This window comes from Tersicoccus solisilvae (assembly GCF_014643255.1).
Lineage (GTDB): Bacteria > Actinomycetota > Actinomycetes > Actinomycetales > Micrococcaceae > Tersicoccus > Tersicoccus solisilvae.
Genome location: NZ_BMJI01000082.1, coordinates 1 through 578 on the forward strand (window position 1 = coordinate 1; position 578 = coordinate 578).

2 protein-coding genes are annotated in these 578 nt (G+C 59.2%); both read right to left on the minus strand.

Features of this window, described 5'->3' with window-relative positions:
- Positions 1-103 (minus strand): hypothetical protein (locus IEX22_RS16560; RefSeq protein WP_498063240.1); only part of this gene is annotated, 103 nt, incomplete at its 3' end.
- A gap of 3 nt (positions 104-106) precedes the next feature.
- Positions 107-578, minus strand: a 472-nt coding sequence (locus IEX22_RS16350; protein WP_188669288.1) for a GspE/PulE family protein, incomplete at its 5' end; no start/stop codon positions are given.

The following is a 578-nucleotide window of genomic DNA, read 5'->3' on the forward strand; positions in this document are numbered from 1 at the left end:
GCTCACGCAGCTGACTGCGGGCCTGTCTGGCGGTATCGGCTTCGATAACCCCTTTGACCTGCTTTCCGGCTTGATTGAGCGCCTTATACTCGAATGCCGCCATGAATTACTCCTCGCGGGTCACGCGCAGCACTTCTTCCAGGGTAGTGATCCCCGCCAGCACCTTGACCATGCCGTCATGGCGAATGCTGGGGCTGTGCTGACGAATGTATTTCTCAATCGCCAATTCGCCACGGCCGCCGTGAATGAGTTCGCGGACATTGTCGTCCACCAGCAGCAGTTCATGGATCCCGGTACGGCCACGATAGCCGTTATGGCCACAGCTCTTGCAGCCCTTGGCACGATAGATTACCGCGTCTTCATCGCCTATGCCCAGGAGTTCACGTTCGCGGGCATCCGGGGCATGGGCTTCCTTACATTCGTTGCATAGAGTCCGCACCAGGCGCTGAGCCAGCACCCCCAGCAGACTGGAAGACACCAGGAAAGGCTCAACGCCCATGTCCTGCAAGCGGGTAATGGCGCCGGAAGCCGTGTTGGTGTGCAAGGTAGAGATCACTAAGTGGCCGGTGAGTGAGGCC